This is a genomic window from Kribbella sp. NBC_00889 (assembly GCF_045207705.1).
GTDB lineage: Bacteria > Actinomycetota > Actinomycetes > Propionibacteriales > Kribbellaceae > Kribbella.
Window position 1 is genome coordinate 103,649 of the sequence record NZ_CP108783.1, and the last position, 25,773, is coordinate 129,421.

24 protein-coding genes are annotated in these 25,773 nt (G+C 68.7%); 19 read left to right on the plus strand and 5 right to left on the minus strand.

Annotation, left to right across the window (positions count from 1 at the left end):
- Positions 1 to 244 precede the first annotated feature (244 nt).
- Together OG817_RS00500 and OG817_RS00505 are read left to right on the plus strand one after the other, a co-directional pair.
- Positions 245 to 1,030, plus strand: a complete 786-nt coding sequence (locus tag OG817_RS00500; RefSeq protein ID WP_406051432.1) for a hypothetical protein — start codon at positions 245 to 247, stop codon at positions 1,028 to 1,030.
- A 60-nt stretch (positions 1,031 to 1,090) separates the two neighbouring features.
- Positions 1,091 to 2,074: a LuxR C-terminal-related transcriptional regulator gene (locus OG817_RS00505; RefSeq protein WP_406051433.1), complete on the plus strand. Its 984-nt coding sequence runs from the start codon at positions 1,091 to 1,093 to the stop codon at positions 2,072 to 2,074.
- 101 nt (positions 2,075 to 2,175) lie between these two features.
- Here the strand turns inward: OG817_RS00505 and proS are convergent, their stop codons facing one another.
- The 4 genes from proS to OG817_RS00525 form a co-directional block, all read right to left on the minus strand.
- Positions 2,176 to 3,588: a proline--tRNA ligase gene (gene proS, locus OG817_RS00510; RefSeq protein ID WP_406051434.1), complete on the minus strand. Its 1,413-nt coding sequence runs from the start codon at positions 3,586 to 3,588 to the stop codon at positions 2,176 to 2,178.
- 161 nt (positions 3,589 to 3,749) lie between these two features.
- Entirely contained in the window at positions 3,750 to 5,969 is a 2,220-nt protein-coding gene (locus OG817_RS00515; RefSeq protein ID WP_406051436.1) for an NADP-dependent isocitrate dehydrogenase, read from the minus strand.
- Positions 5,970 to 6,056: 87 nt separating this feature from the next.
- A complete protein-coding gene (locus OG817_RS00520; RefSeq protein WP_406051437.1) occupies positions 6,057 to 6,725 on the minus strand; it encodes a pentapeptide repeat-containing protein in 669 nt (222 codons plus the stop codon).
- Between the two features lie 30 nt (positions 6,726 to 6,755).
- Complete coding sequence (locus OG817_RS00525) at positions 6,756 to 7,592, minus strand: ROK family protein (RefSeq protein ID WP_406051439.1); 837 nt, start codon at positions 7,590 to 7,592, stop codon at positions 6,756 to 6,758.
- 92 nt (positions 7,593 to 7,684) lie between these two features.
- Between OG817_RS00525 and OG817_RS00530 the strand changes: the two genes are divergently transcribed.
- The 15 genes from OG817_RS00530 (at position 7,685) to OG817_RS00600 (ending at position 21,491) form a co-directional block, all read left to right on the plus strand.
- Positions 7,685 to 8,233: a hypothetical protein gene (locus OG817_RS00530; protein WP_406051440.1), complete on the plus strand. Its 549-nt coding sequence runs from the start codon at positions 7,685 to 7,687 to the stop codon at positions 8,231 to 8,233.
- A 53-nt stretch (positions 8,234 to 8,286) separates the two neighbouring features.
- Positions 8,287 to 8,976, plus strand: a complete 690-nt coding sequence (locus OG817_RS00535) for a YcnI family protein (protein WP_406051441.1) — start codon at positions 8,287 to 8,289, stop codon at positions 8,974 to 8,976.
- Between the two features lie 2 nt (positions 8,977 to 8,978).
- On the plus strand, positions 8,979 to 9,491 hold the full coding sequence (locus OG817_RS00540) for a copper resistance CopC family protein (RefSeq protein ID WP_360448203.1): 513 nt from the start codon (positions 8,979 to 8,981) through the stop codon (positions 9,489 to 9,491).
- On the plus strand, positions 9,488 to 10,480 hold the full coding sequence (locus OG817_RS00545; RefSeq protein ID WP_406051442.1) for a copper resistance D family protein: 993 nt from the start codon (positions 9,488 to 9,490) through the stop codon (positions 10,478 to 10,480). The genes OG817_RS00540 and OG817_RS00545 overlap by 4 nt, the downstream gene beginning before the upstream one ends.
- 46 nt (positions 10,481 to 10,526) lie before the next feature.
- The gene (locus OG817_RS00550) at positions 10,527 to 11,012 is read left to right on the plus strand and encodes a MarR family winged helix-turn-helix transcriptional regulator (RefSeq protein WP_360448208.1); all 486 of its coding nucleotides are present in this window, start codon (positions 10,527 to 10,529) and stop codon (positions 11,010 to 11,012) included.
- Positions 11,013 to 11,138: 126 nt separating this feature from the next.
- Positions 11,139 to 11,708, plus strand: coding sequence for an NAD(P)H-dependent oxidoreductase (locus OG817_RS00555; RefSeq protein WP_360448210.1), 570 nt, complete (start codon positions 11,139 to 11,141; stop codon positions 11,706 to 11,708).
- Between the two features lie 185 nt (positions 11,709 to 11,893).
- Positions 11,894 to 13,435, plus strand: coding sequence for an ABC transporter substrate-binding protein (locus OG817_RS00560; RefSeq protein WP_406057642.1), 1,542 nt, complete (start codon positions 11,894 to 11,896; stop codon positions 13,433 to 13,435).
- Positions 13,436 to 14,374, plus strand: a complete 939-nt coding sequence (locus OG817_RS00565; RefSeq protein WP_406051443.1) for an ABC transporter permease — start codon at positions 13,436 to 13,438, stop codon at positions 14,372 to 14,374.
- A complete protein-coding gene (locus OG817_RS00570; protein WP_406051444.1) occupies positions 14,371 to 15,177 on the plus strand; it encodes an ABC transporter permease in 807 nt (268 codons plus the stop codon). The genes OG817_RS00565 and OG817_RS00570 overlap by 4 nt, the downstream gene beginning before the upstream one ends.
- Positions 15,178 to 15,590: 413 nt before the next feature.
- Positions 15,591 to 17,084: an ABC transporter ATP-binding protein gene (locus OG817_RS00575; RefSeq protein ID WP_406057644.1), complete on the plus strand. Its 1,494-nt coding sequence runs from the start codon at positions 15,591 to 15,593 to the stop codon at positions 17,082 to 17,084.
- Complete coding sequence (locus OG817_RS00580) at positions 17,081 to 18,127, plus strand: pyridoxal-phosphate dependent enzyme (RefSeq protein ID WP_406051445.1); 1,047 nt, start codon at positions 17,081 to 17,083, stop codon at positions 18,125 to 18,127. The genes OG817_RS00575 and OG817_RS00580 overlap by 4 nt, the downstream gene beginning before the upstream one ends.
- A gap of 34 nt (positions 18,128 to 18,161) precedes the next feature.
- Positions 18,162 to 18,974: a Rossmann-like domain-containing protein gene (locus tag OG817_RS00585; protein WP_406051446.1), complete on the plus strand. Its 813-nt coding sequence runs from the start codon at positions 18,162 to 18,164 to the stop codon at positions 18,972 to 18,974.
- Positions 18,971 to 20,227 carry an MFS transporter gene (locus OG817_RS00590; RefSeq protein ID WP_406051448.1) on the plus strand — a complete coding sequence of 419 codons (1,257 nt, stop codon included), beginning with the start codon at positions 18,971 to 18,973 and terminating at the stop codon, positions 20,225 to 20,227. The genes OG817_RS00585 and OG817_RS00590 overlap by 4 nt, the downstream gene beginning before the upstream one ends.
- A 75-nt stretch (positions 20,228 to 20,302) precedes the next feature.
- Positions 20,303 to 20,983: a DUF1707 domain-containing protein gene (locus OG817_RS00595; protein ID WP_406051450.1), complete on the plus strand. Its 681-nt coding sequence runs from the start codon at positions 20,303 to 20,305 to the stop codon at positions 20,981 to 20,983.
- Positions 20,984 to 21,035: 52 nt separating this feature from the next.
- Entirely contained in the window at positions 21,036 to 21,491 is a 456-nt protein-coding gene (locus OG817_RS00600; protein ID WP_406051451.1) for a GNAT family N-acetyltransferase, read from the plus strand.
- A 1-nt stretch (position 21,492) separates the two neighbouring features.
- Here OG817_RS00600 and OG817_RS00605 read toward each other — a convergent pair whose 3' ends face one another.
- Entirely contained in the window at positions 21,493 to 23,175 is a 1,683-nt protein-coding gene (locus OG817_RS00605; RefSeq protein WP_406051453.1) for a dolichyl-phosphate-mannose--protein mannosyltransferase, read from the minus strand.
- Positions 23,176 to 23,329: 154 nt separating this feature from the next.
- On the opposite strand from OG817_RS00605, the gene rsmI reads away from it, so the two are divergent.
- Both rsmI and metG read left to right on the plus strand, forming a co-directional pair.
- Positions 23,330 to 24,172, plus strand: a complete 843-nt coding sequence (gene rsmI / locus OG817_RS00610) for a 16S rRNA (cytidine(1402)-2'-O)-methyltransferase (protein WP_406051455.1) — start codon at positions 23,330 to 23,332, stop codon at positions 24,170 to 24,172.
- 28 nt (positions 24,173 to 24,200) lie between these two features.
- Entirely contained in the window at positions 24,201 to 25,766 is a 1,566-nt protein-coding gene (gene metG, locus OG817_RS00615; RefSeq protein WP_406051456.1) for a methionine--tRNA ligase, read from the plus strand.
- The last annotated feature ends 7 nt before the right edge of the window (positions 25,767 to 25,773 follow it).

A 25,773-nucleotide genomic window follows, 5' to 3' on the forward strand; every position in this document is an offset into this window, starting at 1 on the left:
GTGTAGTCAACGGGGGGAGGGAGAGGACGCCAGAAGAACTGCGGGGGGGTCGCCGATCTGACAGGGGGCTGTGAGATCGACAGACGCGGGGGCTCACAGGAATTGGCGTCCTGATCTGGTCGCGGGTGGTGAGGGGAGTTCGGCCGAGGCTTGGGAGGGCGACTCGGGAACTCGGACCCACCACCCGCGACTTCTCTGTGTAATCGGCGTGCGCGGTGCTTGCGTGCGGTGAGAGAGTCGGGACGTGCCGACCACCGCGCCAACGGGACCCAGGGCCGTCGAGATCGCGTGTGACGAGTCCGGGTACGAGGGGGAGAAGCTCGTCGGCGGCGTGACCGACGTCTTCGCGCACGCGAGCGTGCGGCTGGACGAGCAGACCGCGGCGGCGTGCGTCGCCGAACTCCGGGCCCGGATCAAGTCGCCCGCGACCATGTACAAGGCCGGCCACCTGCTCCGGTCGAAACACCGCGCGGTCCTGCTCTGGTTCCTCGGACCGGACGGCCCGCTGGAGGGCAACGCGCACGTGTTCCTGGTCGACAAGACCTACTTCCTCGTCTCCGCGCTGGTCGACTTCCTCGGCGCCCGATCCGAGACGATCCGGTTCCTGTACGACGCCGGCCGTCGTACCGCGGAGGCGCGAGTCTTCCTGGAAGCGGCCAACGACTTCGTCCGGGCCACCGACGAGTCGCCGATCCCCCGGCTGGACCCGTTGATGCCGGCGATCGTCCGGGCGGTGGAGTTCTGGACCGACGGCGGCCAGGCGGTCGCGATCGCGCACGATCGGCAGACCACGTTGTCGGCCGAGCGGGTCGGCCGGTTGCAGCAGTCGACCGAGGGATTCGCCGCGCTGGAGCAGGTGGACTCGTTCACCGACCATCGCATCCAGATCGCCGATTTCCTGGCCGGCATCACCCGCAAGATCGCCTCCGACCAGTTGCGGGGCGCCGACGATGCGGAGGTGAGTGTCCTGCTGGCGCCGTACCTGGACAAAACGTCGGTCTGGCCCGCCTGGGTCCGCCTGGCGGACTAGCACCTGGCAATATCCCGGCGGCGGCGTCATAGTCGAGTGATCGATTGAAGGGTCGACGTCGTGGAGGCAGACAAGTCCGCCCCGCTGAGGGTCGACGCGGAGACCGCGATCATCCTGCGCGAGGCATATCACAAGATCGAGGCGCTGTTCCGAGCCGATCACTACGGCCTGTACGACTACGTGCGGGTGGTGGCCGGCAAGATCGCGCGGGTCGACGTGTTCTTCGTCGGTTTCCTGCAGGGCAGCAGCCGGGTCCGCTATCCCTACGGCCACGACGACGGCCGATACGTCGACCCGGACACGCACAACTTCGGTCCGAACGGCCAGACCGCGTGGTTGCTGAAGCGGCGGCAGACCTACCGGTACGCCTACGACAACGGTGCCGCGCTCCATGCCGGCGTACCGATCGGTGATGTCGGACGGCAGTCCGAGGACGCGGTGACGGTGCCGATCTTCCGGCCGTCCAAGGATGGTCCGGACCAGTTGTTCGGGATGCTGTCGATGCAGAGCTACGAGCCGGACAGCTACGACGACAACGCCGTCCGGGCGTTCGAGTGGCTGGGTGGCGTGGTGGAGCGGGTGCTGACCCGTGAAGGCGAGGACCGGGAGGCGCTGCGGATGCTGCCGGCCGGTGACGCCGGACCCAACCTGCTCACCTCCGACCACGTGATGGAGTACCTGACCCACCGGGTCGCGTCGATCCGCGAGATCGCGACGGAGGCGTTGAGCGAGTCCGAGCTGGCCGTGGCGGTGGAAGGCCATCTGCATCGCATCGTCGACGCGACGGAGCACATCCAGTCCGAGTTGATCGAGATGCTGATGGACACCGACGAGGGTCCTGAGCGCCGGTTCACCAGCCTGACCAAGGCCCAGCAGAACGTCGCCGTCCTGCTCGTCGACGGCCTGGACAACGACCAGCTCGCGGCCGAGCTCGGGATCAGCCTGAACACCGTCAAGACCCACCTCAGCGCGATCCTGCGCAAGTACGGCATGGTCCATCGCGCCCAGGTCGCCGACGACGTCCGCAAGTACCTGGCGCGCTGACCGGTGGACCGCCAGGCCATCACAACGGGTTGTTCGCAGCAGTGCTCCGCGGGAGCCGAGCGCCGGCGCCCGATTGTGATGGCCTGGCAGTCCGTGCCGCGCTAGTAGGAGCGGGCAACGATCGCGGTCAGGCCGCTCTCGCTGTCCTCGGTCGGGAGCGTGCCGTCCGAGCGCTGCAGGCAGCGGACGGTGATGCCGGCCGTGGCCAGTCGGTCCTCGCCGGCTTCGCCGACCACGTCGTACGGCAGGCTGGCCCACCCGGTCGCGGCCGCCTCCAGGGCCTCGTCCACGGTGGAGACGGCCGTGGTCCGCGCGGTTTGGCGAGCGGCTGCCTCGGCCAGTAGGAGAGCCTGGTCTGCGTCCATCGCCGCCACGACGGTCGACGTGATATCCGGCAGGCCGACGGTCTCCTTGCCGGAGCCCCGCAGCCGACGTGCGACCGTCGCGACATTGCTGTCCAGGTCGCGGGGGCCGAGCTCGATGCGAACCGGGACACCCTTCAGTTCCCAGTTCACCGCGCGCCGGCCGAACGGCTGATCGGTCCGATCGTCGACCTCGACGCGCAGACCGGCCGCCGCCAGCTCGTCCGCGATCCGCCGAGCGGCCTCGAGGGTCTCGTCCCTGACCGCGAGTACGACGACCTGGGTCGGCGCGACGGCCGGCGGCACGCGCAGCCCGGCGTCGTCACCGTGCACCATGATCATCCCGCCGACCATGCGTGTGGTGCTGCCCCACGAGGTGGTCCAGGCGAGCTCACGCTGCCCGTCGCTCGACTGGAAGCCGATGTCGAAGGCACGGGCGAAGTTCTGGCCGAGTTCGTGGGCCGTGCCCATCTGCAGCGCCTTGCCGTCACCGGTCATGGCTTCCAGCGTCATCGTGTTGATCGCCCCGGCGAACCGCTCCCGCCGCGTCTTCCGGCCGGGCAGCACCGGGATCGCCAGCACGTTCACCATCACGTCGCGGTAGACGTCGTACAGGATCCTGGTGGCGAACGCGCGGGCATCCTCCGCGGTCGCGTGCGCGGTGTGGCCCTCCTGCCACAGGAACTCCGTCGTCCGCAGGAACAACCGTGGCCGCAGCTCCCAACGGACCGCGTTGGCCCACTGGTTCAGCAGCAGCGGCAGGTCGCGATAGCTCTGGATCCACTTCGCCATGTACTCACCGATGACGGTCTCCGAGGTCGGACGCACCACCGCCGGCTCCTCGAGTTGCTTGCCTCCGGCATGCGTCACCACGGCGAGCTCGGGACTGAAGCCCTTCACGTGCTCGGCCTCACGGCGCAGGTAGCTCTCCGGGATCAGGAGTGGGAAGTACGCGTTGGCCGCGCCGGCAGCCTTGATCCGCTCGTCCAGTGCCGCCTGCAGTCGCTCCCAGATCCCGTACCCATACGGTCGGATGACCATGGTCCCCCGCACCGGCCCGTTGTCGGCGAGCTCGGCTTTGGCAATCACATCCTGGAACCATCGGGGAAAGTCCGTGGCCTGCGTGGCAAGCACGGATCGGGTTGCGGTCATGCCGGTCAGTGTAGGAAGGCGATCGCTGGGGCGGCCACGCAATAACAAGCAGCAACTCCCGGCGTCCTGGCGGGCGCCGGGAGTTGCGAGAGACAACAGAGGCGGATGTTCAGGTGCGGGGCGTCCGCCCGGACGCGGACGCCCTAACGGTGCCCGCGTCGTCAGAGCGAGCCGAGGGCGTCGTTCCAGGTCTTGGACGGGCGCATGACGGCGGTGGCCTTGGCCGGGTCGGGCTGGTAGTAGCCGCCGAGGTCGACCGGGCTGCCCTGGACGGCGATCAGCTCGTCGACGATCGTCTGCTCGCTCGCCGTGAGCACCTCGGCCAGCGGGCCGAACGCCTTCGCCAGATCGGCGTCGTCGGTCTGCTTGGCCAGCTCCTGGGCCCAGTACAGGGACAGGTAGAAGTGGCTGCCGCGGTTGTCGATGCCGCCTACGCGACGGGTCGGCGACTTGTCCTCGTTCAGGAACGTCGCGGTGGCCCGGTCCAGGGTGTCGGCGAGGATCTGGGCGCGTGCGTTGCCGGTCGCCTGGGCCAGGTGCTCGAAGCTCGCGGCCAGGGCGAAGAACTCACCCAGGCTGTCCCAGCGCAGGTAGTTCTCCTTGACCAGCTGCTGCACGTGCTTCGGCGCCGAACCGCCGGCGCCGGTCTCGAACAGCCCGCCACCAGCCATCAGCGGCACGACCGACAGCATCTTCGCGCTGGTGCCGAGCTCGAGGATCGGGAACAGGTCGGTCAGGTAGTCGCGCAGTACGTTGCCGGTCACCGAGATGGTGTTCTCACCGCGGCGGATCCGCTCCAGCGAGAACTTGATCGCGTCGACCGGCGCGAGGATGCGCAGGTCCAGACCCTCGGTGTCGTGGTCGAACAGATACTTCTGGACCTTGGTGATGATCTGAGCGTCGTGAGCGCGGGTCTCGTCCAGCCAGAACACCGCCGGGTCGCCGGTCGCCCGGGCCCGCGTGACGGCCAGCTTGACCCAGTCGCGGATCGGGGCGTCCTTGGTCTGGCACGCGCGGAAGATGTCGCCGGCCGAGACGGCCTGCTCCAGTACGGCGTTGCCGGCCTCGTCGACGAGCCGGACGGTGCCGGTGGTCTGGATCTCGAAGGTCTTGTCGTGCGAGCCGTACTCCTCGGCCTTCTGCGCCATCAGGCCGACGTTCGGGACCGAGCCCATCGTGGACGGGTCGAAGGCGCCGTTGGCGCGGCAGTCGTCGAGCACGACCTGGTAGATCCCGGCGTAGCTGCTGTCCGGCAGCACGGCGAGCGTGTCGTGCTCCTGGCCGTCCGGTCCCCACATATGTCCGGAGGTGCGGATCATGGCCGGCATCGACGCGTCGACGATGACGTCGGACGGGACGTGCAGGTTGGTGATGCCCTTGTCCGAGTCGACCATCGCCAGCGCCGGTCCGGCGGCCAGCTCGGCGTCGAACGACGCCTTGATCTCGGCGCCTTCGGGCAGCGACGCGATGCCGTTGAGGATGCCGCCGAGCCCGTCGTTCGGAGTCAGGCCGGCCTTGGCCAGTACGTCGCCGTACTGCGCGAAGGTGTTCGGGAAGAAGGCGCGGACCACGTGGCCGAAGACGATCGGGTCGGAGACCTTCATCATCGTGGCCTTCAGGTGGACCGAGAACAGCACGTCGTCGGCCTTGGCCCGGGCGATCTGTGCGGTGAGGAACTCGCGCAGCGCGGCGACGTGCAGCACCGAGGCGTCGACGACCTCGTTGGCCAGCACCGGCACCGACTCGCGCAGGACGGTCGTGGTGCCGTCGTCGCCGACCAGCTCGATCCGCAGCGAGCCGTCGGCCGCGATCACGGCCGACTTCTCGGTGGACCGGAAGTCGTCCTGTCCCATGGTGGCGACGTTGGTCTTGGAGTCCGCCGACCAGGCGCCCATCCGGTGCGGGTGGGTCTTGGCGTAGTTCTTCACCGAGGCGGGCGCGCGCCGGTCCGAGTTGCCCTCGCGCAGCACCGGGTTCACCGCGGAGCCCTTGACCTTGTCGTAGCGGGTCTGGACCTCCCGCTCCGCGTCGGTCTTCGGCTCGTCCGGGTAGTCCGGCAGCGCGTAGCCCTGGGCCTGCAGCTCGGCGATCGCCGCCTTCAGCTGGGGGATCGAGGCCGAGACGTTCGGCAGCTTGATGATGTTGGCTTCCGGCGTCCGGGCCAGCTCGCCGAGCTCGGCCAGCGCGTCCGCGATCCGCTGGTCGTCCTTCAGGTACTCCGGAAAGAGGGCGATGATCCGGCCCGCCAGCGAGATGTCCCGGGTCTCCACCCCGACCCCGGCCTGACCGGCGTACGCCTGGATCACCGGGAGGAACGAGTACGTGGCGAGCGCCGGAGCCTCGTCGGTGTGGGTGTAGATGATGGTCGAGTCGGTCACCACGTGCTCCACTTCAGGTCGGCAAGCTCCGCCCCCACCCTAATAGCCAGTCCGCCCCACCCAGACCGGACGTGTCCATGCTCACGCCGCCTAGTCGAGGTCATCGGGATGCGCGAGGGTGATGCCGGCCGCTGTGGTGACCGCGCTGGTGAAGGTCAGGGTGTCGATCGGGGAGGAGGCGGCCACGGTCGCGCCGGTCAGGGCGGTGAGGCCGCGGGCGGCGTCCCAGGTGCAGTCGACGAAGACCGCCCCGGACGCCTTGACCTGGGAGAACTCCGCCCCGGTCAAGTCGCAGCCGCGGAACACGGCGCCGGTGAGGTCCGCGGAGACGAAGTCCGCGTTCTGCAGCCGGCAGTCGGAGAACTCCACCTTCACGAACTTCGCGAAGCGGAACGAGCCGAAGTCGAGCACGCTGTCACGGATCGTGGCGTGCTGGATGCTCATCCCCGGCCCGGCGAACCCGGTCAGCCGGGACGAGTTGATCGCCACCCGGGTGAGGGCGGCATCGGACCAGCGGGCGTTCGCGACGTCGCACTGGGACAGCTCCGCGTCGACCAGGATCAACTTGTCCAGGTCCGACCCGGCCAGCTTGGTGCGGGTCAGCCGGCAGCCGCTCAGCTCGAGATGCTCGGCGACGAGATCGCTCAGATCCACGTCCTCCAAGGACAGGTCGAGCAGCCTGGTCTCGTCGTCGATGTCCTCCGGCGTGGGCGAGGCGGACTCGAGCTGGGTGCGCAGCCGGGGCGCGGCGATCTTCATGGAGTGACCGTAGCCAGAGCCGTGGACACTTCAGGTCGAACGCAGGTAGTGCGCCGCCGCGCCGATCAGCGCCGAGTGCTCGGTGTCACCGGTGGGCGCGACGTCGAAGCTGAACACCTCCGCCACGATGTCGAAAGCCCCCGAGATCGAGCCACCCAGCACGGTCTTCGTCACCCCGAAGCGATCCAGCCAAGGGGTGAGTGCGGTCGCAAGATCACCGAAGGCTGTCAGCAGGGCGTCCTTCGCGGCGGCGTCACCGGCCCGCGCGTCCTCGGCGATCTCCTTGACCCCAGGCGCTTCGGTACCCGTGCTCGCGAAGTACCTGCGCAGGATCGCCCGTCCGGAGATCGAGTCCTCCAGAGGCTTGCCGTCGTACTCCGTCTTGTAGAGCTCACCGCCAGACGGGACGGTGTCGCCCTCGCGGACCACGTGGCCGTCGGCGAGGAACGCCGTACCGACGCCGGTGCCGATGGTGACACCGACGCACCGCTCGACGCCGCGGACCTCGCCCGCGGTCCACTCACCGACAGCGAACGCCTCGGCGTCGTTCATGAACATCAGCCGGTCCAGAGCGAGCTCAGCCCGCAGACTGTCGCCCAGGTTGTACCCGTACAGCTGGTCGAACTTGTCCTGTCCGCGATACCAGGCGACGCCGGTGGCGAAGTCGAACGGACCGGGCAGCGCCACCGCCAGACCGTTTGCCAGCGGCAACTTCCGGGCCGCCGCCGCCAACTGCGCGACGACCACCTCGGCCGCCTTCTGCGACTCGAGATTCGCCCGTTCCACCACGTTCACGGACCAGTCGTCCGGCGACACCACCGCCGCCGTCACATGACTGCCCCCGACCTCCAGCACTGCTACGTCCATCCGGTCATCTTGACAGCAGCAGGGTGCGGGCCGCTCGCGGCAGCCCTGTCCGTAGAGTGTCTGGTACGAGTGACACTCGAGGGGATCGGGGAATGCACGCCGAGAGCAGTGCGACGCCCGTGGTCGCGGCGCTGAGCGTCGTCGTCGCGGTAGCCGGTCACGCGCTCGCGGGCGGCACTGTCGCCCTCCAGTTGGTGTCGCCGCTGCTCGCCCTGACCGCGGTCTGCTGGCTGCTGGGTGAGTACCTCGCCGGCGAACGTGCACTGGCCGTGGTCGTGCTCGCCGCGATCCAACTGTTCGTCCACATCACCCTGGATGCGGCCCACGAGCCGATGGCCATGCCGACGCACCACGGGGGGATGCCGCAGGGGATCGGCGGCAGTCTCGTCATGACTGCCGCGCACCTGACCGTCCTGCTCGCAGGTGTCGTCGCGATCACAGGCGCACGTCGCTGGGTCCACCGAGTACTGCGGATCTTCGCGCGCTTCCTGCCGCGGCTGCCGATCCTGACTCCAGTACGCCGGTACGCCGCCGTACTGCTCGTCGTACCGCCGTCGCCGCGACTGGTTCAGCGGCGGCTCACCTCGAACGTCTCGCGGCGCGGGCCGCCGGTCATCCGGGCGATCCCAGCGATGTCCTGACCGGCCGCGTGCCTTCGCGGCCGGGTTGTCCCGTGTGACCGCGAAAGGTTCCCATGTCCAAGAAGTTCGCCCTGCGTGCTGTCGCGATCGCGGCGGCATCCACGCTGGTGCTGGCCGGCGCCGCCACCTCGGCGTCGGCCCACGTCACGGTGTCGTCGCCGGACGCCAAGCCAGGTGGGTACGCGAAGCTGGTCTTCCGCGTGCCGACCGAGTCCGATACGGCCGCCACCACGAAGCTCGTCGTCTCGTTGCCCAAGGACCACCCGTTCGCCAGCGTCGGCGCGCAGGTGAAGCCCGGCTGGACGGTGGTGAAGACGACCGAGCAGTTGCCCGCGCCGGTCAAGGTCGGCGACGTCACGCTGACCAAGGCGATCACCACCGTGACCTGGACTGCCACGGCAGGTGGGGTCCCGGCCGGCAACTTCGACGAGTTCTCCCTGTCCGTCGGGCGCATTCCGGACGGTGTCGATGCGCTGAGCTTCCCCGCAGTGCAGTCCTACAGCGATGGCGAGGTGGTCAAGTGGGACCAACTCGCCAAGGAGGGTGCTGACGAGCCGGAGCACCCGGCTCCGACGCTCAAGCTGGCCGCAGCGATCACGCCGGTCGCGGCAACGACCTCGGAGACCGGGGACTCGTCGGACCAGCTGGCTCGCGTTCTCGGTGGCGCCGGCCTGCTGTTGGGCCTGATCGGCTTGGGCCTGGGACTCCGGTCCCGCAAGCCGGCTGGATCCGAGAAGGCGTAGTCATGCGCCGACTGATCGCAGTACTGGTGGCGTCGCTGCTCGCTCTGGTGGTTTCCACCGGAGTGGCGGCGGCGCACGCCAAGCTCGAGTCGATGACCCCGGCCGATGGTTCGTCCATGTCCGCACCGCCGACCAAGGTGGTGCTGACCTTCAATGAGCCGGTCGGCAGCAACGGCACGCAGGTGCAGGTCAAGTCGCCGTCCGGGACCAATGTGGCCACCGGCGACGTGCAGGTGATCGACAACACCGTGACCCAGCCGGTCGGCGCGATGGTCGACGCCGGCCGGTACCAGGTCGACGCCCGCGTGGTGTCGGCCGACGGTCACCCGATCACCGTCACTGGATCGTTCACCGTCACCCACGCCGGTCACCCGGCCACCCAGCCGGGCGGTACGCCGACCGCCAGTCAGGACAGCGGCTCGAACACGGTCACGATCGTGGCCCTGTGCCTGGTGATGCTGGTCGTGGTGGCGCTCGCGATCGTCATCGTGCGCCGCCGGCCCGCCTCGCAATGAGGTCGGCCAAACCGGCCGTCGCGGGTGGGATGGTTGCCGCCGGCATCGTGGTGATGGTCGTCGCCCTGCTCGCGGCAGGCGGTGCGCCGCAACCGTTGCCGGCCGGTCTCAGCGGTGCCGGAGTGCCGTTGTCCTGGTCGGTTCCGGTACTGCGTTTCGTCGCCGATGCTGCCGCGGTGGCGACGGGCGGTGCCCTGGTAGCGGTCATACTCTTGCTTCCAGCAACTGATGGGAACCTGTCGCCGAAGGGTTTGCGGGCCTGCCAGGACGCGGCGATCGCGGCCGCTGTCTGGGCGGTGGCGAGTATCGGCGGGCTGATCACGTCGGGCGCGGTGATCCTGGGGATCCCGTTGTCGCACCTTGCCGAGCATGCATCCGTGGCGGGGGAGCTCTTGCAGGTCAGGGCTCTGGCGGTGGCCGTCGTACTCACGGCGATTCTCGCGGTGGTCCTGAGCGGCTGCCGGACGGTTCGCGGCGCGCGGTTCGCGGCGGTGCTCACCGCAGCTGCACTGACCGGTCCGCTGCTCACTGGACACGGCGCGATCGAGCGAACGAACGTGTGGTCCGTCCTCGCGACCACCTCACTGGTCGTCCACGTCTTCGCGGCAACGGCGTGGATCGGCGGCCTGGGCGCCGTACTGCGGTATGCCCGGGATCGGCAGGCCGTCGAGCGCTTCAGCCGGCTGGCACTGGTCTGTGCGATCGCGATGGGCGTCACCGGATTGCTGACCGCGGAGATCCACCTCGGTGGGCGGGACGACGGCTGGGCGCTGATCACGCAATGGGTCACCAGCGGGTACGGCGCTCTGGTGTTCGCAAAGACCGTGGCGTTCGCGATGCTGGTGCTGGTCGGGTGGTGGCATCGGCGGACAACGCTCCCGGAGTTGGCGGCCGGGGATCCGGCGGCGTTCCGGCGGCTCGCGGTTGTCGAGCTGCTGATCATGGCCGGGACCGTGGGCTTGGCCGTTGCCCTTTCGCGCACGCCATGACTTGCTGACTCGGTGATATGTCAACAGATGTCCGTACAATGGCTGGATGACGGAACCACGGTGGCTGGATGCGCGTGAGGCGCGTCTGTGGGAGTCGTACCGTGACGCGCATCGCGAGCTGACGCGCGCCCTCGAGGCCCGGCTGATCGCGAACTCCGGCCTGTCCGGCGCCGACTACGCCCTGCTGCATCCGCTGTCCGTCGCGGAGGACGGCGTACTGCGCACTCGCGATCTCGGCAAGTCGGTCGGCTGGGAGCGCAGTCGGCTGTCGCACCAGGTCAGCCGGATGGAGAAGCGTGGCCTGGTCACCCGCGAGGAGTGCGAGTCGGACGCCCGTGGCTCGATGATTCGGCTCACCGGCCTCGGCCGGAAGGCGATCGAGGCGGCCGCACCGGACCACGTCGAGGCCGTCCGCAGCTACTTCTTCGACCACTTGAGTCCCGAGGAGCAGGGCCAGCTCGGCGTCCTCCTCGAACGCGTCCTCACCGCGGTGCCCGCGAACCCGTGCGCGACACCGGACTGCGAGGAATAGGTCACCCCGGCGGTCCCAGCAGGTGAGAGCTCCGATCCTTGGGTTGACATGTCATCTCGATCGGTTACTTTGGTGATGCATCATCAAAGAGCCTCCGGGCGCCCCTCTCTTCGTGAAGGAACAGTCATGCCCAAGATCGCGATCATCCTCGGCAGTACGCGCCCGGGCCGCAACGGCGAAGCCGTGGCTCAGTGGGTGCTGGATCTCGCCAAGCAGCGCAGTGACGCCGAGTTCGAGCTCGTCGACATCGCCGACTACAAGCTGCCGCACCTGGACGAGGCCCTGCCGCCGTCGCTGGGCCAGTACAGCCAGCCACACACGCACGCCTGGGCAGACAAGATCGCGTCCTTCGACGGGTTCGTCTTCGTCACCCCGGAGTACAACCACTCCACCTCCGGCGCGCTGAAGAACGCGATCGACTTCCTGTTCAAGGAGTGGAACGACAAGGCGGCCGGCTTCGTCAGCTACGGCGCGGTCGGCGGCGCGCGTGCGGTCGAGCACCTGCGTCTGGTGATGGGCGAGCTCAAGGTCGCCGACGTCCGCAACCAGGTCACGTTGTCGCTGGCCACCGACTTCAAGAACTACTCCGAGTTCGCCCCAGCCGACTTCCACGAGCCCGAGGTCCACGCCATGCTCGACCAGGTGATCAGCTGGAGCAACGCCCTCGCCGGCGTCCGAGTCCCCGCCGCTGTCTGACACTTCACGTCTCTCGCCCGCCCCGGTGCTCTGCGCCGGGGCGGGCTTTCGTTTTCTGGTGGTGACTCCCGGTATGCAGAAGTGACACGCCGTCACGGAGAGCAGTGGACGGATGCTGTCGGAAGAATGATGGCGTCGGGTTCGGATGCGCGCTGGATTTGACAATCGTTTTCACTAACGTGAGGATGTGGCGCGTGTCCGATGCTCTGAACAGACGCGGGTTCCTGGGGCTGGCCGGTGCGTCGGCACTGGCCGGACTGACCGGTTGCGGCGCCGATGGCGAGGCCGCGGCCCAACCGAAGAACGGCGGCCGGCTGCGGGCCGTGTACGCCGGTGGCGGTGCCAAGGAGGTCCTCGATCCGCACGTCCAGAGCCTGTTCGTGGACATCGCGCGGCACAAGGCGACGTACGAGAAGCTGGTTGAGCTGGGGCCCGATCTGAAGCCAGTGGGGCGGCTGGCCGAGAAGTGGGAGCACGACGGGCAGGCGACGACCTGGCGGTTCAGCCTCCGGGATGCGACGTTCCATGACGGCGGCAAGCTGACCAGCGAGGACGTGCTCTACAGCCTCGCGCGGATCGCCGACCCGGCCGTGCCCGAGCGTGTCGCCCAGTCGTCGCTCGCGACCCTGGATCTGAGGCGCAGCCGGTCCGTCGATGCGCGTACGGTCGAGCTGACATTGACCGCTCCGAACGCCGAGTTCCCTGCCCTGCTGGCGGGAATCGGGACCCAGATCGTTCGGGACGGATTCAAGGATCCGGCGAAACCGGTTGGAACCGGCCCGTTCCGGTTCGTCTCGTTCGAGGCCGGCCGGTCGATGATCGCGAATCGGTACGACGACTACTGGGATGAGCCGGCCCGGATCGAGGAACTGCACATCCTGTCCGCCGACACCGAGGCCCGGGCGAACGCCGTACAAGGCGGACAGGCGGAGTATGCGAACGACATGACCGCGACCTTCGCGCGGACCGCGTCCGCTGGGAGGACAGTGCGGATCGTGGCCGCCAAGGCCAGCACGATGCAGGCGTTCGTCATGAAGGTGGATCAGCCGCCGTTCGACAACCCGGACGTGCGGATGGCGTTCAAGCTGCTCGCCGACCGGCAGCGGCTGGTCGACGTGGTGCTCGCCGGGCGGGGTGAGGTCGGCAACGACCTGTTCGGCAAGGGATATCAGTACTATCCGGCCGACCTGGCGCGGCGGGAGCGGAACGTCTCGGAGGCCAAGAACCTGCTGAGGAAGGCCGGGCTGGTGAACAAGGAGATCGAGTTCCTGACCGCGGATGCCTCGGCCGGGTCCGTCGAGTCGGCCACGCTGTTCGCGGAGCAGGTCGCCGAGGCCGGGGTGAAGCTCAAGGTGGTCCCGGGGAGTGCGCAGACGTATGCGAAGGACCTGCTCACGAAGGGTGTCATCGGCAACCATCGGTCCGGCGCGATGCCGATTCCGCAGTACGTCACGGATCGCCTGCTCAGTAAGTCGCCGTTCAACGTGACGCATTGGCGGCGGCCCGCATTCGATGTCGGGTTTGCGGCGGCGCAGCGGCTGACGGATGAGGGTGCGCGGTCGGCCAAGTACGGCGAACTCCAGGGGACGCTGCGGGATGAGGGCGGCATACTCGCGTGGGGGCTGCCGGACTATCTGGTCGCGGTGTCGGCGACGGTGCAGGGGGTGCAGGCGGTGCCGCCGAACACGCTGGACTCGGGCCGGTTCGACAAGGTGTGGCTGGCCTGAATGCGGTCGTACGCCGGACAGCGGGCCGTGCTCGCCGTCGTTCAGCTGGCTGTGCTCTCGGTGCTCGTGTTTGTGCTCACTGCCTTGCTGCCTGGGGATGCGGCGGACATGCGGTTCACCGAGACGCTGACGCCGGATCAGGTCTCGCGGCTGCGTGCTGAGCTTGGGCTGGATCAGCCTTTGGTGGAACGGTTTGTCGACTGGTTCGGCAACGTGCTGAAGGGCGATCTGGGTACGTCGTTGATCAGCGGGGGACCGGTGGTCGACATCGTGAAGAGCTCGGTGGGGGCGACGCTGGTGCTCACGCTGGCGACGCTTGCGGTCGTCGTACCGTTGGCTGTTGCCCTCGGCATCGTGATGGGGGCACGGGAGAACGGGCGGCTTGATCGGGCGATCACGTCGGTGACGCTGGCGTTGAGTGCGATCCCGGACTTCGTGATCGCGGTGCTGCTGGTGGCGGTGTTCTCGCTGAAACTCGGGTGGTTGCCGGCGACCTGGATCGGCGGGTCGTTGCTCGCTTCCCCGGTGTTGCTCGTGCTGCCGGTCGCGGTGCTTCTTGGGCGGACGGTCTGCTTGTTGTCACGCCAGGTCCGTGCGGGGACGATCACTGCGCTGCGCGCGGAGTACGTCGTACAGGCGCGGCGGCTCGGGATTCCGCGACGGCGGTTGCTGTTGCGGCACGTGCTGCCGAACGCCGCGGTCCCCGGGGTCCAGGAGCTGGCGCGAACCGGGGACACCTTGCTGGGCGGGGTCCTTGTGGTGGAAGCAATCTTCGCGATCCCCGGTTTCGCCACCGCCCTGGTAGACGGCGTCGAAACCCGCGATGTCCCGGTAGTCCAGGGCCTGACCCTGGTCCTCGCAGTAGCAGCCCTCCTCCTCAACCTCGCCGCCGACCTGGTCTGCAACCGCCTGGTCCCCCGAACGGAGCTACTCCGATGAACCACCCCGGCGCGCGTATGTCGGTGGTGGTGTCGGTGATGCTGGTTCTCCTCCCACTGCTCGTTGCGGTCTTCGGACCACTCGTCCCTGTCCAGGCCGAGCCTGGGTTGCCGTATGCGTCGGAGGGGGTTTTGGGGACGGATGGGTTGGGGCGGGATGTGCTGCAACTCCTGCTGGTTGGTGGGAGGACAGCGCTGGGGATGGCGATCGGCGCGGTGGTGATCGCGTACGTGATCGGTGGGCTGATCGGGCTGGTGGCTGCGTCCACGCGGCACCGGTGGTTGGACGAAGGGTTGATCCGGCCGCTCGACGTACTGCTGCCGTTGCCTTCGCTGCTCGTGATCAGCGTGGTCGCGGTCGGCTGGCGAGCGTCCGCTCTGGCGATCACTCTGGCCGTTGCCCTGGTCAACGTTCCGACGGTTGCCCGGCTGGTGCGAGCGGCCGCGCTGGACGCTGCGAGCAGTCCGGTCGTCGAGGCTCTCCGCATGCAGCGCGAGTCCTGGTTCACCATCAATCTCGGGTACGTCGGGCGCTCGGTCCTCGGCCCGGTCGCCGCCGACCTCGGCACCCGCATCACTCTCGCGGTCTTCCTGGTTGCCTCGGTCAACTTCCTGGGCCTGGGCCTGAGTCCCACCGCCCCCGATTGGGCCGTCAGCATCTCCCGCAACCGCGAAGGTCTCCTCCTCCAACCGTGGTCCGTCCTGGCCCCGGCCCTCCTCCTGGTCTCGTTCACCCTCGGCTTCAACCTCCTCGCCGACCGTCTCCTCCATCACACCCGCCGCCCCACCGAGGCGACCGAATGACCACCCCATCCGCCGATCCGCCCGCCAATCGGCCCGCCGATCCGCCCGCCGACCGGCCCACCGATCCGCCCGCCGACCGGCCCACCGATCCGCCATCTCGTGGGCTGACCCACCCGTCGGTGGGTTGGCCCCCGGGAATCCGACTGGCCAACCCACCATCTGCTGGGTCAACCCAGCAGACGCGGCAGGAGCCGAGTGGGACCGGGCTGGGGATGGTGGAGCCGGGTGGGACGGGGCTGGGGGTGGTGCAGCCGGGTGGGACGGGGCTGGGGGTGGTGCAGCCGGGTGGGACGGGGCTGGGGGTGGTGCAGCCGGGTGGGACGGGGCTGGGGGTGGTGGAGCCGGGTGGAAGCGGGCTGGGGGTGGTGGCGCGGGTCAGGGGGCTCGGGGCGTACTCCGGGTGCGCGGTGCTGGTGGATGGGGTGTCGTTCGAGGTGGTAGCCGGCGAGGTTACGGCGTTGGTGGGGGCTTCGGGGTCGGGGAAGACGACCTCGGCGCTGGCGTTGTTGGGGGAGGTTGGGGAGGGGGTTTGGCTGGAGGGAGTCGTGGAGGTTGGGGGAGAGGTTGTTGTTGATGGCAACGGGGTGACGGGCGCGGCTGCCCGGGTTCGGGGGCGGGTGGTGGCGTATATGCCCCAGCATCCGGGGAGTGCGCTCAACCCAGCGCGGCGGATCGGTACGACGTTGCGGGAGCTCGAGGGGCTGCATCATCGTGGGGAATCGGTGGTCCCGGGAGCACTCAGGGCGGCACAGTTGCCGGGGGATCGGGAGACGTTGCGGCGGTTTCCGCATCAGTTCTCGGGTGGCCAGCGGCAGCGGGTCGCACTCGCACAGGCGTTGACGTGCCGCCCGAAGGTGCTGGTGCTGGACGAGCCGAGCACCGGCCTCGACTCGATCACCCGGCTGCGGTTGGTCCACGAGCTGAGGCAACTTGCCGCCGACGGCCTCGGGATCTTGTTGCTGAGTCACGACTTCGACCTGGTTCGCGCACTCGCCACCCGCGTCGTGGTGCTGTCCGCCGGCCAGGTGATCGACTCCGGCGGTCCCGACGTACTCCCGCAAGCACCAGACCTCGAGCGATCGGGAACCACCAGCACCGGGCGTCCGTTGCTCCAGGCAATGAACCTGTCCGCGTCGCTGCGTCCTCGCGGCCGCGACCCCATCCTGCACGAGATCGACCTCGCCGTTCGCCCGGGCGCGTGCGTGGGGGTCGTCGGCCGTTCCGGCAGTGGCAAGACCACGTTGGCCCGCTGCCTGGCCGGCCTGCACGAGGGCTACACCGGCCGGCTCCTCCTCGACGACGAATCACTACCCGTCCTGCGCAAGCGATCACGTACTCAGAACCGCCGTGTCCAGTACGTCTGGCAGGAGGTCCGCGGCTCGTTCGACGAACGCCGTCCGGTCGACCAGCAAGTCGCCCGGACAGCCCAACGCCTCCGCGGTCTCGACCCCGAGCAGGCCCACGCCGAAACCGTCGCCACCCTGGCCCGCCTCGGCGTCTCCGCGATGACCGCGGCCCGTACGCCGAGCCGCCTCTCCGGTGGTGAGCTGCAACGAGCCGCGCTGGCCCGGGCCGTCCTCGCCCACCCCGACGTACTGATCTGCGACGAGATCACCACCGCGCTCGACGATCACGGTACGGCGCTCGTCGTCGAGCTACTGACCGAGCTGAAAGACAGCGGCACCGCGCTGATCTGGATCGGCCACGACCTCGGCCTGGTCGCGGCGGTCTCTGACCACGTCCTGGTGATCGACGCCGGTCGGGTGGTCGAGCAAGGACCACCCACGACCGTGATGACCGACCCACGCCACGAACTGACCCGGCGGCTGGTGAGGGCCGCCTCGATCGGTCACCCACAATCTCCGCCCGTGCTGACACTCGACACGAGGAGCGAACCGCGCCGATGACGCGACTGCACGACCACCTGGCGGAGGCGATCAAGGACCCGGATCCGATCCGCGTCGGGGATCACCTGATCTGCCTGCGGTTCGAGACGATGAAGGTGTACTCCGCGCTCGGCGCCGTACGGCACCTGCTGGAGACCGGCACGGTCCGGCCCGGCGACACGCTGATCGACAGCTCGAGCGGGATCTACGCGCACGCGCTGGCGCTGGCCTGTCACCGCTACGGGATGAAGTGCCACATCGTCGGCTCGACCACCGTCGACCGGACGCTGAAGATCCAGCTGGAGATCCTCGGCGCGACCGTCGAGCAGGTGCCGTCGTCGAACAACCTGCAGCTCGACCAGAACCTCCGGGTCCGCCGCATCGGCGAGATCCTGCGCGACAACCCGTCGTACCACTGGATGCAGCAGTACCACGACGACATCCACTACCTCGGGTACGGCGCGGTGGCGGATCTCGTGGCCGAACTCGTGCCGGCCGGCCCGCTGTGTCTCGTCGGAGGGGTCGGAACCGGCGCGTCGACGGGCGCGATCGCGGAGTACCTGCGCGATCGCGGCCGGGACGTGAACCTGGTCGGCGTGCAGCCGTTCGGCAGCATCACCTTCGGCGCCGGGCACACCCAGGATCCGGAGATGATCATCGCGGGGATCGGCAGTTCGATCGAGTTCCGCAATGTCCGGCACGAGCTGTACGACCGGCTGCACTGGGTGTCGTTCGACTACGCGATGTCGGCCGCGGTGGACCTGCTGCGGACCTCCGGGGTGTTCGCCGGCCTGTCCGCGGGCGCGGCGTACCTCTCGGCGCTGTGGGAACACAACTGCGACAGCAGCCGCAAGCACGTGTTCCTGGCCGCCGACACCGGGTCGCGGTACGTCGAGTCCGCGTTCGCCCGGCACGCCGATGCCCGGCCGATGGAGTCGATGCGGCCGCGCGAGATCGACTCGCTGGACCAGCTCACGGTGCCGTGGTCGGCGATGTCGTGGGATCGCCGGGAATCCGCCTGGACACGGCGCGAGGAGTTTCCATCTGCGACTCCGTCGCATTAGTGTCTGGTCTGACCGACGACCGAAAGGCTGGCCGATGACCGCTTCCGTGGCTGCGCTCACCTCCTCCGTCCTCGCCGGTTCGCTTGGCCCGGATCCGTCGGCGTTGTCCGTCACGAGCGCGTTCTGGTTGCATCACACGACTCGGCTGCCGGGGGCCGAGGTGACGTACCGGAACTACTACGTCCTGCTCCGCGTGGGCGAGGTGTTCGGTGCCTGCTCCTTCGAGGCGGGCGAGCTCGATCCGTCGTACTGCGCGGATGCGTCCGGGATCTCGCTGGACGAGTTGATCGCGGATGGCCCGCTGCCGGTGAAGATCGCGGCGCTGGACGCCTATCTCGCCTCGGTGGAGCCGCATCATTCGGCGTCCGGAGCCGAGGAGATCGTGCTCCCCGCCGGTACGCCGGACATCCGCGCACGGGCCCGGGATGCGGCGGTCGCCGGGCTACTCGACGTTCGACCGGGCTGGAAAGTTGCGCTGATCGGGGTGGTGAACCCACTCGTCGACGCGATCACCGAGCGAGGTGGGATCTGCCTTCCCTGCGACTTCAACCTGCGCGAGACCGCATCCGGACTGCCGGTGTCGCGTGACATGACCGAGGTCGTCGATGCCGCCGACGCCGTCGTGGCGACCGGGATGACCTTGTCCAACGGGAGTTTCGACGTACTCCTGGACCGTTGCCGCCAGCAATCGAAGCCGCTGGCGATCTATGCGCAGACCGGTAGCGCCGTCGTCCGCGCCTTCCTGGGCTCCGGAGTCACCGCCCTCTCCGCTGAGCCCTTCCCCTTCTCCCAGTTCAGTGCCCGCCCCACCACTCTCTACCGCTACCCCTCCAGGACGGACACATGAGCAGTCCCAGTCAGAACCCAGCGATCACTGCACGCGTGGTCGGCGGGCGATCGGCAGACGTACCTGGGGATTGGTGGATGGTGCGGCGGTTGTGGCCGTTCTTGGTGGCTTCGGCGGTGAGTTTGATTCCGTTCACGGTGTTCGGGATGTACCTGGTGCCGATCGCGGCCGCGGCCGGTGGGGATGTAGCCGAGGTTGGAGGGTTGCGCGGCCTGGGTGGGTTGGCCGCGTTGGTGGTCGGGTTCCTGGTGGCGCCGTTGATCGACCGGTTGGCGCGGGAGTTGGTGGCTGCGGGTGGGCTGGCGTTACTGGGGGTCTCGGCGGCACTTGGTGCTGTGGGCAACGTGTTTGCGCTGGCTGCGTTCTGTTTGTTGATCGGGGCATCCACCTCGATCCTGGCGCCGTCGATCGGTGCGGCCGCGGCTGATCGGTTCACGTCTCCGGCCGCGGCAGGGCGGGCCGCGACGCTCGTGTCCGCGACCACCTCGATGATGGCGATGCTGGCTGCGCCGCTTCTCGCCGTACCAGGGCTGCTGTGGGGCTGGCGGGGCAACCTGCTCGCCGGATCGGTTGTCTCGCTGGCGTTGTCGGCCGCGTTCTTCTGGCGTGGTCGCGGCCGGAAGGCACCGCTGCGCTCCGGCGGCAGCCAGCAGATGAGCTACCTCACGACGTACCGCGAGCTGGCCCGGATCCCCGGCGCGCTCCCGCTGCTCGTCGTCGCGATGCTTCGGACGGCTGCCTTCATGGGCTACCTGGCCTACCTCGCCGCCTTCTATGACGCGAGGTTCGACCTCGCACCAGGCTGGTTCGCATTCGTCTGGTCGCTGAGTGGCGCGTCGTTCTTCCTCGGCAACCTCCTGTCCGGCCGCTACATCGCGCTCGAACGTCCGTGGATCGGTCCGGAGAAGATGCTGCTCATCGGCCTCAGCGTCGCGCTGACCAGCGTCGCGCTGTTCTACTTCTCCCCGACACTCCCGCTGACTCTCCTCCTGACCGCGCTCCTCGGCGCCAGCCACGCGACCGTCGCCGCCTGCGTCACCACTCTTCTGGTCCGCCGCAGTGGAGACCTCCGCGGCTCGGCCCTCAGCGTCAACGCCGCCGGGATGAGCCTCGGCACGTTCCTCGGCGCGGCCATCGGCGGTCTCAGCCTGGGGCTCGGCGGCTACCCGGGCACCGCGCTGGCGTTCTCCGCGATCACGCTGATCGCAGTCCTCTTCGCCGTCCGAGTACGCCGTGCTCCGACACTGACCTGACCCCCGGCGGTCAGGGAATCGATCCGGAAGATTCAGGCTCCGTTTCGGGCCTGTCTCGATATATCGTTCGGTCTTATGGAGAACCTGCCCGACCGCCAGAACCCGCATGCGCGCCTGCGCGCGTCCGACACCGATCGCGACCAGGTTGTCGACGTACTGCGGGAAGCCCTGATGTCGGGGCGGTTGTCTCAGGACGAGCATGCCGAGCGGCTGGAGCAGACGTTGCAGGCCAAGACTCTCGGCGAGCTGGAGCCGATCACCAGTGACCTGGTCATCCCGGGCGGGGCGACGCCGCTGACGACCCCGATGGCTCAGCCGGCCACGTCGAACAGCCCGGTCCCGATCGAGGAGCCGGCGAACCCGCAGGACAGCTTCGACACCATGCTGGCCATCTTCGGCGGCGGTGAGCGGACCGGCCGCTGGCGGGTGAAGCGCCGGACCAACGCGGTCGCGGTGTTCGGCGGGCACGACCTCGACATGACCGACGCGGTGTTCGAGGGCCGCGAGGTGACGATCTGGGCGTTCGCCGTGTTCGGCGGGATCGACATCACCGTCCCCGAGGGCGTCACCGTCCGCAACGAGGGCGTCGGCATCTTCGGCGGTTTCGGCGCCCGCGGGAGCGACGACCCGCACCCCGACGCGCCCGTCGTCGTGGTCAAGGGCCTGGCCCTCTTCGGCGGCGTGGGCGGTCAGTCGTCAGCCAAACGCCACAAGAAGCGCTTCAAGAACCACGGCCACGGCCAACTGGGGCATTGATCGCCGGAGCAATTCGGGTGCGGTCGGGCGCTCCGGCTCTTAGCCTTCGACCATGACCGGCCAACCGTTCGTCCCCTCCGACTTCGTCGTCCCCACTGAGCTGATCACGCCGCGGTTCCGGCTGACGCCGCTCGGCCCGGAGCACAACGCCTCCGACTACGCCGCGTGGACCGACAGCATCGACCACATCCGCGCGACCCCGGGCTTCCAGGGCAGTTGGCCGCCGGTCGGCGGCATGAGCGCGGAGGCGAACCTGGGCGACCTGCAGCGTCACGCGGACGACTTCGTCCAGCGCCGGGGATTCACCTACACCGTGCTCGAGGCCGGCAGCGCCGAGGTGATCGGTTGCGTGTACATCTATCCGTCCCGCAGCGATGAGCACATCGCCGATGTTCGTTCGTGGGTCCGCGCCGACCGGGCCGAGTTGGACGTGGCGCTGTACGAAGCCGTCAGTTCCTGGCTGGCCACGCTCTGGCCGTTCGGGACGATCGAGTACGCGTCCCGGTAACTCAGATCCAGGATTTGAACCACATTCGGCTGAGCCAGTCGGCGTGGGGGAGGACCTTGTCGGTGAGGATCGGCCAGATGTAGGCGAAGTTCAGCACGACCAGGACGACGAAGGCACCGACGACCGCGCTACCGATCAGGCGACGGGGTGTCGCGTTGCCGAACGCCGATCTGGCCGGGCCGAGGATCTTGCCGAGCACCAAGGCCAGCGCCATCACGGTGAACGGGATCATCGTGACCGCGTAGAAGAAGAAGATCGGTCTGTCGTCGAACGCGAACCACGGCACCCAGCAGGTGACGTAGCCGACGATCGGTATCCCGAATCTCCAGTCCCGCGAGCCTATCCACAGCACCAGGGCCGCGATCAACGCCAGCGCTCCGCCCCACCACAGGATCGGCGTACCCAAGGCCGAGATCACCGACAGGCAGTTCTGGCCGGCCGGCGGGTTGCAGCCCGGTGTCCCCGGCTTGATGTCGTTGACCGCGTCGAACCCGATCGGGCGGGCGATGATCGGCCAGCCGGCCGGGTTCGAGGCGTACGGGTGGGTGGCGTTCTTGATGTAGTCGCCGGTGTGGAACGCGAGCACTTCCTCGTGGTAGTGCAGCAGCGATCGGAAGTCGTCCGGGACGATCTTCATCACCCCGGTCGCCGGATTCTTGGACGCGTAGTCGTGGTCGTAGGCGTTGTCGTGCAGCAGCCAGCCGGTCCAGGTCGCCAGATACGTGACGCCCGCGACCAGCACGATGCTGATGAACGCCGGGATGCCGTCGACCAGCACCGACTTGAGGAATGCCAGCCGTACGCCGAGCGCACGCCGGGCACCGTAGTCCCAGGCGAAGACGAGGATGCCGAAGCCGGCCAGCACCCACACCGCCGACCACTTGGTACCGAGCGCGAGGCCGAAGCAGACACCGGCCAGGATCCGCCAGGGCCGGAACAGCAGCCAGCGGCCGAGGCCACGGCGCTCGCCGTCGGCGACCGGGGTATCGAGAGACTTCGCGTGCCGGCGCCGGGTCCAGTCCCGGTCGGCGACCAGGCAGGAGACCGCCGCCACCAGCCAGAACGCCAGGAAGATGTCGAGCAGCGCGACCCGGGACATCACGAAGTGCAGGCCGTCGACCGCGAGCAGGATGCCCGCGATGCTGCCGATCAGGGTCGACCGGGTCATCCGCCGTACGGTCCGGATCACCAGCAGCACGGTCAGGGCACCGAAAAGAGCCGGCATGAAGCGCCAGCCGAACGTGTTCATCCCGAACAGCTGTTCACCGGCCGCGATCATCCACTTGCCGACCTCGGGGTGCACGGTCAGGCTCGGGGTGTCCTTGAAGACGTCCAGGTTGCCGGCCAGGATCGCCTTGTCCGCGGCGCCCTCCGGCTGGTCGATGAACTGCCGGGCGTACCCGAACTTCAGCAGGCTGAAGGCGTCCTTGGCGTAGTACGTCTCGTCGAAGACGAACTTGGCCGGGTCGCCGAGGTGCCAGAACCGGATGAACGCGGCCAGCGCGGTGATCGCCAGGGTCGCGATCCAGCCGCCCTCGAAGTCGCGCGGCATCGGCGGGTACAGCCGTTCCTTGAGCGGTGGCAACCGTCTCCCGAGCACGTCCCGCCCCAGCGTCTCCCGCCCGGCGGCAGCGTCCGCACGGCGCGCGGTTCCGTCCTCGATCACAGCAGTCACGCCCGCCATGGTACGGACGCCCCGGTCACTCCGCCTCACGGACTGTGCAGATCGACAGGACGTCTCGGGTGGAAAGGCCAGGCCTGAGCGATGCTCAGGCGGGGATCGGACGTCTCGAAACCGACACCTCCTGTCGAGATGCACGCGCCCTAGACTCAGCGGCATGACCGGGCGATTGGTGTTGGCGGGGACTCCTATCGGGGACGGGCTGGACGCCTCGCCGAGGCTGGGGCGAGTGCTGGGCGAAGCCGATGTGGTGGCCGCGGAGGACACGCGGCGGTTGCGGCGGCTGACCTCGGAGCTCGGGATCGTGATCGCGGGCCGGGTGGTCAGTTACTTCGAGGGGAACGAGCGGGAGCGGACGCCGGAGCTGCTGGAGGCGCTGACCTCGGGGCAGACCGTCGTGGTGGTGACGGACGCGGGCATGCCGAGCGTCTCGGATCCCGGATACCGGCTGGTCGCCGCCGCGATCGACGCAGACGTCGCGGTGACCGCCGTACCGGGGCCGTCGGCGGTGCTGACCGCCCTGGCGCTGTCCGGTCTCCCGGTGGACCGGTTCACCTTCGAGGGGTTCCTGCCGCGGAAACCCGGGGAGCGGGCCCGGCGGCTGGCCGACCTCGCGGACGAGCCGCGGACGATGGTGTTCTTCGAGGCGCCACACCGGCTGACCGCGTCCCTCGAGGCGATGGCGGAGGCCTTCGGCGCGGATCGTCGTACGGCGGTCTGCCGGGAGCTCACCAAGACGTACGAAGAGGTCAAGCGCGGCCCGCTCGACGAGCTCGTGACCTGGTCCAAGGACGGCGTCCGGGGCGAGATCACGGTCGTCGTGTCCGGCGCGGATCCGAACAAGGTCCTCACCCCTGCCGAGCTCGCCGCCGAGGTCGCGACCGACGAGGAGGCGGGTACACCGCGCAAGCAGGCCATCTCGGACGTCGCCAAGCGCTTCAACGTCCCGAAGCGCACCGTGTACGACGCCGTCCTGGCCGCCCGAGACCCCGGTAAATAGCCCTGGCGTTCGGCACTACCCTTTTCCTATGTCCGAGAAGGCCTATTACGTCACCACCCCGATCTACTACGTCACGGCCCCGCCGCACATCGGCAGCGCCTACACGACGGTGGCCGGGGACGTCCTGACCCGTTGGCACGCCCAGCGTGGCGAGCAGAAGTGGTACCTGACCGGTACCGACGAGCACGGCGAGAAGGTGATGCGCAGCGCCGAGGCGCAGGGCATGTCCCCGCAGGCCTGGACGGACAAGCTGGTCGAGGAGTCCTGGAAGCCGGCCTGGGTCGACGTCGACATCGCGTACGACGACTTCATCCGGACCACCGAGCAGCGCCACACCGAGCGGGTCCGGGAGTTCTGGCAGAAGCTCTACGACAAGGGCGACGTCTACAAGGGCGAGTACGAGGGCCTGTACTGCGTCGGCTGCGAGGAGTTCAAGCTGCCGACCGACATCCGTACTGACGAGGACGGCACCCAGCGGTGCATGATCCACGGCACCGAGCTGGAGAAGGTCTCCGAGACCAACTACTTCTTCCGGCTCTCGGCGTACGCCGACAAGCTGCTGGAGCTGTACGAATCCCAGCCGGACTTCGTCGCTCCCGCCAGCGCCCGCAACGAGGTGATCGCGTTCGTCAAGCAGGGCCTGCAGGACCTCTCGATCACCCGGTCGACCTTCGACTGGGGCATCCCGGTGCCGTGGGACGAGGACCACGTCCTGTACGTCTGGATCGACGCGCTGCTGAACTACGTGACGGCGGCGGGCTACGGCACCGACCCGGAGCGGTTCGAGCGGTTGTGGCCGGTCGACGTACATCTGGTCGGGAAGGACATCCTCCGGTTCCACGCGGTGATCTGGCCGGCCATGCTGATGGCCGCGGAGGTCGCCGTACCGAAGCAGGTGTTCGCGCACGGGTGGCTGCTGGTCGGCGGCGAGAAGATGAGCAAGTCCAAGCTGACCGCGATCGCGCCGCACGAGATCACCGACCACTTCGGGTCGGACGCGTTCCGCTACTACTTCCTGCGCACGATCCAGTTCGGGTCGGACGGGTCGTTCTCCTGGGAGCACCTGAGCGCGGTCTACACCTCGGAGCTCGCCAACGGCCTGGGCAACCTGGCCAGCCGGATCGCGGCGATGGTCGGGAAGTACTTCGACGGTGCGCTGCCGAAGCCGGCGGACCACGGGCTGGCCGAGCAGGCACTGGCGGACAAGCTCGCGCAGACCGTCGCGACCGCGGACAAGGCGATGGACACGCTCGCGTTCCAGGACGCCCTGGCCGCGATCAACGAGCTGGTCGGCGCGGTCAACGGCTACGTGACCGAGCAGGAGCCGTGGAAGGTCGCGAAGGACGAGACCCAGCGGGATCGCCTGGCCACGATCCTGTACTCCGCCGCCGAAGCGCTGCGGGCGGTCGCCGTACTGCACAACCCGACGATGCCGAAGTCGGCCGCGAAGCTGTGGACCCTGCTCGGCGCAGAGGAGAAGCTCGGCGCGCTCAAGGACCAGCGTGTCCAGGACGCCGCCACCTGGGGCCAGCTCCCCGCCGGCGCCACCCTGACCAAGGGCGACCCGCTTTTCCCGCGGCTCGAAGAGGTCTAACTCGGTC